This is a genomic window from Kitasatospora sp. NPDC001539 (genome assembly GCF_040298565.1).
Classification (GTDB): domain Bacteria; phylum Actinomycetota; class Actinomycetes; order Streptomycetales; family Streptomycetaceae; genus Kitasatospora.
In genome coordinates, this window is the sequence record NZ_JBEPAK010000310.1 from 1 (window position 1) to 7147 (window position 7147).

Here is a 7147-nt window from a genome sequence, read left to right on the forward strand (position 1 = left end):
CGGCAAGGTGCGCAACGCCTCCTTCACCGACTACCTGATCCCCACCATCCTGGACACCCCGCCGATCCCGGTGGACGTCCTCGAACTTCCCGACCAGGTCGACCTGGGGCGCGACACCGCTCAGACGGTGGCGAACGCACCCTCCAGGATGTCCAGGCCCTCGAGCAGCAGGTGCTCCGGCATGACCAGCGGCGGCAGGAAGCGCAGCACGTTGCCGTAGGTGCCGGCGGTCAGCACGACCAGGCCCTCGGCGTGGCAGGCCTTGGCGATGGCCGCGGTGGCCTCCGCGTTCGGCTCCTTGCCACCCGGCTTCACCAGCTCGACGGCGATCATCGCGCCGCGGCCGCGGACCTCGCCGATGATGTCGAACTTCTCCTGCAGCGAGCGCAGGCGGCCCAGCATGACCTCGCCGATCCGCTGCGCCTTGCCGGCGAGGTCCTGCTCCTTCATCGTCTCGATGGCGCCCAGCGCGGCGGCGCAGGCCACCGGGTTGCCGCCGTAGGTGCCGCCCAGGCCGCCCGCGTGCGCGGCGTCCATGATCTCGGCGCGGCCGGTCACCGCGGCCAGCGGCAGACCGCCGGCGATGCCCTTGGCGGTGGTGATCAGGTCCGGGACGATGCCCTCGTCCTCACAGGCGAACCACTGGCCGGTGCGGCAGAAACCGGTCTGGATCTCGTCGGCGACGAACACGATGCCGTTCGCCTTCGCGTACTCCACGATCGCCGGCAGGAAGCCCTTGGCCGGCTCGATGAAGCCGCCCTCGCCCTGGATCGGCTCGATGATGATCGCGGCGACGTTCTCCGCGCCGATCTGCTTGTTGATGATGTCGATCGCCTGCGCGGCGGCCTCGGTGGCGCAGTTCTCGGCACCGGTCAGCCAGCGGTACGGGTAGGCCACCGGCACCCGGTAGATCTCCGGGGCGAACGGACCGAAGCCCTGCTTGTACGGCATGTTCTTCGCCGTCAGGCCCATGGTCAGGTTGGTGCGGCCGTGGTAGCCGTGGTCGAACACCACGACGGCGGTGCGCTTGGTGTAGGCGCGCGCGATCTTCACCGCGTTCTCGACCGCCTCGGCGCCCGAGTTGAACAGCGCCGTGCGCTTGTCGTGGTCACCCGGGGTCAGCTCGTTCAGCTGCTCGGCGACGGCCACGTAGCCCTCGTAGGGGGTGACCATGAAACACGTGTGGGTGAAGGCGGCCAGCTGCTCGCTCGCCTTGGCCACCACGGCCTCGGCGCTGTTGCCGACGTTCGTCACGGCGATGCCGGAGCCGAAGTCGATCAGCGAGTTGCCGTCCACGTCCTCCAGCACGCCGCCGTTGGCGCGGGTGACGTACACCGGCAGGGTGGTGCCGACGCCGGCCGCCACCGCACCCAGCTTGCGGGCCTGCAGCTCCTGCGACTTCGGACCGGGGATCGCGGTGACCAGGCGGCGCTCCTGCGGGAGCGGCGTTACGGCGCTCATGGGGTTTCTCCAGACTTCTCGGCTCGGTGCTTCGCAGGCTACGGCCGCCCTCCCCGGCCGGGCATGCGCCACTCGGTAGCAGTGCGCCGTCCGACTTGTCCGGCGCGGCCAGCGCAGGAGGTGCGACTACCCGCAGGCCCCGCTCCACTACCCTGAGCGCGGGCGTGTCGCCGGTACGGCGGCATGGGTATGGCGGCACCGACGGTGATCGGGCCGGGCGGGCGAGGGAGCGGGGCCGTACATGGCACAGGACGGGGCACACCACCACGGCGAGCGCACCACCACCAGACCCCCGACCCCGCTGCCCCACCAACGCCCCGGCGGCCCCGCCTTCGACCTCGCCGAGTGGGCCACCGCCCCGCGGCCCGACGCGGGACCGGGCGTCTACCGGCTCGGCTACCGCCGCCTCGACCCGGAGCGCGCGGAGGCGGCCAAGGTCCCGACCTGGCCGCTGCTGCTGCGGGCGGCGCTCAACGCGGTGGTGGGGTGGCTGGCCTTCGTCTACGGCGTCGAGTTCGCGAAGGACGGCACCACACTCATCGGTGTCCTTCCGTCCCAGTCCGCCTTCGTCGCCACCTCCGTCGTGCTGACGTTGAACGTCCTCGTCCTCGGCGTGGTCATCAAGGTCTTCGGCCGGATGGGCCGCTGGCCCGAGGTGTGGCGCCGCTACGCCGCCCCGTTGCTGTCCCGGGCGGTGACCAGGGAGGAGCCCGCCGAGGAGGACGCCGGGGCGGTGGAGGCCCCCCGCCGCCAGGACCCGTGGGACGCGTTGCGCCGGGGCGGGGCGGCCGAGGCGGCGGCGCGGCTGGAGGCCGAGCCGGTCGGTGACGTCGACTACGTGCGGATCCGGCGCGCCTGGGAATCCGCGCAGGCGGACCCGGTGTTCGTGCCCGCCTTCGTCGAGCAGGTGGCCGCCCGCGGCGCCGCGGCGTTCGTGCACCCCTCCGAATCGCGCGAGCTGCCCGGCCGGGCGCGGCGGCACGATCTGCTGGTCGGCCAGGTGTGCCTCGGCGTGGCCCAGGACGTGCCGAAGAACCCGCTGAGTCACCGGGCGGCCGGCTTCGCGCTGGATCCGGCGGTGCTGGGCACCTCGCTGCTGGCGGTCGGCCCGGCCGGGACCGGGAAGACCGCCCGGCTGGCGAGGCCGGTGGCCGAGGCGCTGTGCCTCCAGGCGCTGGCCGGTACGGCGTGCGCGGTGGTGGTGGGGTCGGCGGACGCCGATCTCGGTCCGGACGCCTGGTACGACGTGGTGATCGCCCCCGGCGATCCGGCCTCGGCGTACGGCCTGGACCTCTACGGCGGCGCGCGGGATCCGGACGACGCCGCCGCCCGACTGGCCGACGCGCTCCTGCCGGACGAGCTGACGGCCCGCGCCGAGAACGCCCGGACGGCGCTTCAGCAGGTGGTCGGCCCGTTCCACGCCGCGTACCGCCGCTACCCGGGGGTGCGCGAGCTGCGGGCCCTGCTGGGCGGCGAGCCCGACGCGCTGGCGGCGCTGGTGAAGGCGCTCGGCGCGGCCGGGCGGCTGACGGCGTACGAGCGGGACCTGGAGCACCGGGAGCGCCAGCGCGGCCGGGCGGACGATCCGGGGGCGCTGCTGGCGGACCGGCTGGCGCTGCTGGACCGGCCGGCCTTCGAGGGCGCCTTCGCGACCGACGGCACCGGCCGCCCCCCGTTCGCGATGCGGGTGCTGGACCATCCGCTGCGGGTGCGGGTGAAGCTGCCCGAGCGCAGTCACCCGGAGGCCGCCCGGATGCTGTCGCGCCTGGTGGTGGGCCAGTTCGTGCAGGCGGCGGGCGCCCGGGAGGACCGTTCGCTGTTCGCGGGCCTGGTGGTGGACGACGCCTCGGCCGCCCTGGACGCCGGTTCGGTCCGCGGCCTGCAGCGGATGCGGGGCGCGAACGCCGGGGCGGTGCTGCTGCTGCGGACGCTGGTGGACCTGCCGGAGGCGCTGCGGGCGCCGCTCTTCGGCGCGGTCGGCTGCCGGATGGCCTTCCCGGGGATCGCGCCCTGGGACGGGCGGCTGTTCTCGGAGGCCTGGGGGACGCACCTGGTGCAGGAGACCGCGGTCACCCACACCCCCGACACGTCCGGCGGGGTGATGAGGCGGGTCGGCCGGCTCGGGCGGAAGGCCTTGTCGGGTACCACGGCGCAGACCGAGTCGGTGACGACCCGCGAGGTGGAGCGGCTGAGGTGGTCGCCGTCGGACCTCGCGCACGCGTTGCCTGCGGGGCACGCCGTGGTGTCGCTGACGGCGGTGTCGGGGGAGCAGGTGCCGCCGCTGCTGGTGGACCTCCGGGGCTGACGCGCGCGGGGCCGGGGAAATCGCCTTCGAGGTGGATTCGGCAGTGCCCGTTGTCCGGGCCGTCCATAATGAAGGGGAGAGACCCTCACCAGTCCCACGTCCCTCTCCTCGCCCGGCCGCAACGGCGCGGTCAGGTCGAACCTTCGAAGGTGCCATGCCCCCCACACTCGCCTCCGTCGTCCGCAACAGTTCGCTCCACCTGACGGTGCTCGCCGGCGCGGACCACCTGGAGCGGCAGGTCCGCTGGGTGCACACCAGTGAGCTGGACGACCCGACGCCGTTCCTGGAGGGTGGGGAGCTGCTCCTCACCACCGGCATCAAGCTGGGCCGCACGGCGGCGCAGCTGCAGGCGTACGTGCACCGGCTGGCCGACGCCGGGGTGGTGGGGCTGGGCCTGGGGGTGGGCCTGTCGCACACCGAGGTGCCGCAGCCGCTGGTGGACGCGGCGGCGCAGCGGGGGCTGCCGCTGCTGCGGGTGCCGGAGCCGACGCCCTTCATCGCGATCAGCAAGGCGGTGTCGGCGGCGCTCGCCGCGGAGCAGTACGAGGCGGTGACGACCAGCTTCGAGGCGCAGGAGGAGCTGACCCGGGCGGCGCTCGGCAAGGACGGCACCACGGCCGTGGTGCGTCGGCTGGCGGCCCGGCTGGGGGGCTGGGCGGCGCTGTACGACGGGTCGGGTGCGCTGTCGGTGGTGGCGCCGGACTGGGCGGCCCGCCGGGCGGGGCGGCTGGCGGCGGAGGTGGACCGGCTGCGCCGGCGGCCGGCGCCGTCGAGTGCCGCGCTGCAGGGGCGCGCGCCGGGGATAGACACGGCGGACGAGGACTACGTGGTGGTCCAGTCGCTGGGGGCGGACCGACGGGCCCGGGGCTTCCTGGCGGTGGGGACCGAGGACCGGATCACGCCGACCGAGCGGTACGTGCTGAACGCGGCGGTGGCGCTGCTGACCCTCACCCTGGAGCGCTCGCGCGAGCTGCGCCAGGCCGAGGAGCGGATGGGTGCGGCGCTGCTGCGGATGGTGCTGGCCGGTGAGGTGCCGACGGCCCGTCAGGTGGCGGCGGGGCTGTTCGGCGGCCTGCCGGAGGGGACGATACGGGTCCTGGTGGCCGGGGCCGGGCCGAACGCGGAGGCCGCCGAGGCGCTCGCGGAGCTGGGCGACCGGGCCGAGCAGGCGGGTGCCCGGGTGGGCGAGAAGCTGCTGGTGGCCCGGGAGGACGGCGCCCACGGGCCGCGGCTGATGGTGCTGGCGCTGGACAACGGCGCGGTGCACCGGGCCTGCCTGGGCGCGGTGGAGGAGCACGAGGGCCTGTCGCTGGGCGTCTCGGCGCCGGCCGCGCTGGAGGAGGCGGGCACGGCGCACGCGCAGGCGGAGCGGGCGCTGGCGGTGGCGCTGCGCGGTGGCCGCCGGTCGGTGGACCACGAGGAGGTCGGCGCGGGTTCGCTGCTGCCGCTGCTCGGGGAGGACGCGGTGACGGCCTTCGCGGAGGGGCTGCTGCGGCCGTTGCGGGAGCACGACCGGACGGCCCGCGGTGACCTGGTGGCCTCGCTGCGGGCGTGGCTGTCGCGGCACGGGCAGTGGGACGCGGCGGCGGCCGATCTCGGGGTGCACCGCCACACGCTGCGCTACCGGATGCGCCGGGTCGAGGAGCTGCTGGGCCGCTCGCTGGACGACACGGACGTGCGGATGGAGTTGTGGCTGGCGCTCCGCTCCGGGGAGGAATAGAACACACGCCTGGACGCGGTGGAGTGGCCTCCGGGCCGAACGCTCCTAGTCGGCCAATCCGGTGGGTGCGCCCGCGCCCCTACCCTCGGGTTCGGGTCCCACGCCCGTGGGCCGTACGACGACGAGGAGAGGGCCGGTACCACGGTGACCACCACGTACGATTTCTGGCTCGCCGGCCGCCGGGCGAGCGGTGACGCCGACTTCGAGGTGCACAACAGCTGGGACGGCCGTCTGGTCGGCAAGGTGAGCATCCCGACCGACGCGCAGGTCGAGGAGGCGCTGGACGCCGCCGTCGCCGCGCTGCCGGTGTTCGCCGCGACCCCGGCGCACCAGCGGGCCGCCGCCCTGGACCACGTGGCCAAGCGGCTGGCGGAGCGCTCCGAGGAGCTCGCCCGGCTGATCACCGCCGAGAACGGCAAGCCGATCAAGTGGGCCCGCGGCGAGGTCGGCCGCGCGGTGTCGGTCTTCCGCTGGGCCGCCGAGGAGGCGCGCCGCACCAACGGCGAGACCATGCGGCTGGACACCGACCCGGGCGGCGTGGGCCGCTTCGCGCTGGTGCGCCGCTTCCCGCGCGGCGTGGTGCTGGGGATCGCCCCGTTCAACTTCCCGCTGAACCTGGTCGCCCACAAGGTCGCCCCGGCGATCGCGGTCGGCGCCCCGATCATCCTCAAGCCGGCCCCGGCGACCCCGCTGTCGGCGATGGTGCTGGGCGAGATCCTCGCCGAGACCGACCTGCCGGCCGGCTCCTGGTCGATCCTGACCGTGCCGAACGACCGCATGCCCGCGCTGGTGCAGGACGAGCGGCTGCCGGTGATCTCCTTCACCGGGTCGGACAAGGTCGGCTACCAGATCATGGACTCGGTGCCGCGCAAGCACACCACCCTGGAGCTCGGCGGCAACGCCGCGGCCGTGGTGCTCGCCGACTGGTCCTCGGACGCCGACCTGGACTGGGCGGCCACCCGGATCGCGATGTTCGCCAACTACCAGGGCGGCCAGTCCTGCATCTCGGTGCAGCGGGTGATCGCCGACGCGTCGGTGTACGACGCGCTGGTGGAGAAGGTCGTGGCCAAGGTGAACGCGCAGGTCACCGGTGACCCGAACGACGACGCGACGGACGTGGGCCCGCTGGTCGACGAGAACGCCGCGAAGCGGGTGGAGTCCTGGGTGGAGGACGCGGTCGCCAAGGGCGCCAAGGTGCTCACCGGCGGTACCCGCGAGGGTGCGACCTACGCCCCGACCGTGCTGGCCGAGCTGCCCGCCGACGCGATCCTGGCCAAGGCGGAGGTGTTCGGCCCGGTGCTGTCGCTGCACAAGGTGGACGGCGTGGCGGAGGCCTTCGCGGCCGTCAACGACTCGCCGTTCGGCCTGCAGGCGGGCGTGTTCACCCACGACCTGCAGACCGCCTTCCGCGCCCACCGGGAGCTGGAGGTCGGCGGTGTGATCATCGGTGACGCGCCGTCCTACCGCGCCGACCAGATGCCGTACGGCGGCGTCAAGGACTCCGGTGTCGGCCGTGAGGGCGTCAAGTACGCGATGGACGACTACACGGTCGAGAAGGTCATGGTGCTGACCGGCCTGGACCTCTGACCGACGGCGCCCGAGGAGGGCCCGGTCCGCTCGGCGGACCGGGCCCTCCGTCGTGTGGGGGCCCGGCCGTTGGG

At 74.4% G+C, this 7147-nt stretch carries 4 protein-coding genes; 3 read left to right on the forward strand and 1 reads right to left on the reverse strand.

Features of this window, described 5'->3' with window-relative positions; translation table 11 throughout:
• Window positions 1-120: 120 nt before the first annotated feature.
• Complete coding sequence (gene gabT / locus ABT247_RS30105) at window positions 121-1461, reverse strand: 4-aminobutyrate--2-oxoglutarate transaminase (RefSeq protein ID WP_350748788.1); 1341 nt, start codon at window positions 1459-1461, stop codon at window positions 121-123.
• 241 nt (window positions 1462-1702) lie between these two features.
• Here gabT and ABT247_RS30110 point away from each other — a divergent pair, with 241 nt between their 5' ends.
• The 3 genes from ABT247_RS30110 (at window position 1703) to ABT247_RS30120 (ending at window position 7073) form a co-directional block, all read left to right on the forward strand.
• A complete protein-coding gene (locus tag ABT247_RS30110; protein ID WP_350748790.1) occupies window positions 1703-3766 on the forward strand; it encodes a type IV secretory system conjugative DNA transfer family protein in 2064 nt (687 codons plus the stop codon).
• Between the two features lie 154 nt (window positions 3767-3920).
• Window positions 3921-5486: a PucR family transcriptional regulator gene (locus ABT247_RS30115; protein WP_350748793.1), complete on the forward strand. Its 1566-nt coding sequence runs from the start codon at window positions 3921-3923 to the stop codon at window positions 5484-5486.
• A gap of 144 nt (window positions 5487-5630) precedes the next feature.
• Window positions 5631-7073, forward strand: a complete 1443-nt coding sequence (locus tag ABT247_RS30120; protein ID WP_350748796.1) for an aldehyde dehydrogenase family protein — start codon at window positions 5631-5633, stop codon at window positions 7071-7073.
• Window positions 7074-7147: the final 74 nt, after the last annotated feature.

Excerpts from the sequence above, each read along its gene's own strand:
- gabT (WP_350748788.1), bottom strand. The coding sequence starts at position 1,461 with ATGAGCGCCGTAACGCCGCTCCCGCAGGAGCGCCGCCTGGTCACCGCG.
- ABT247_RS30110 (WP_350748790.1), top strand. The coding sequence starts at position 1,703 with ATGGCACAGGACGGGGCACACCACCACGGCGAGCGCACCACCACCAGA.
- ABT247_RS30115 (WP_350748793.1), top strand. The coding sequence starts at position 3,921 with ATGCCCCCCACACTCGCCTCCGTCGTCCGCAACAGTTCGCTCCACCTG.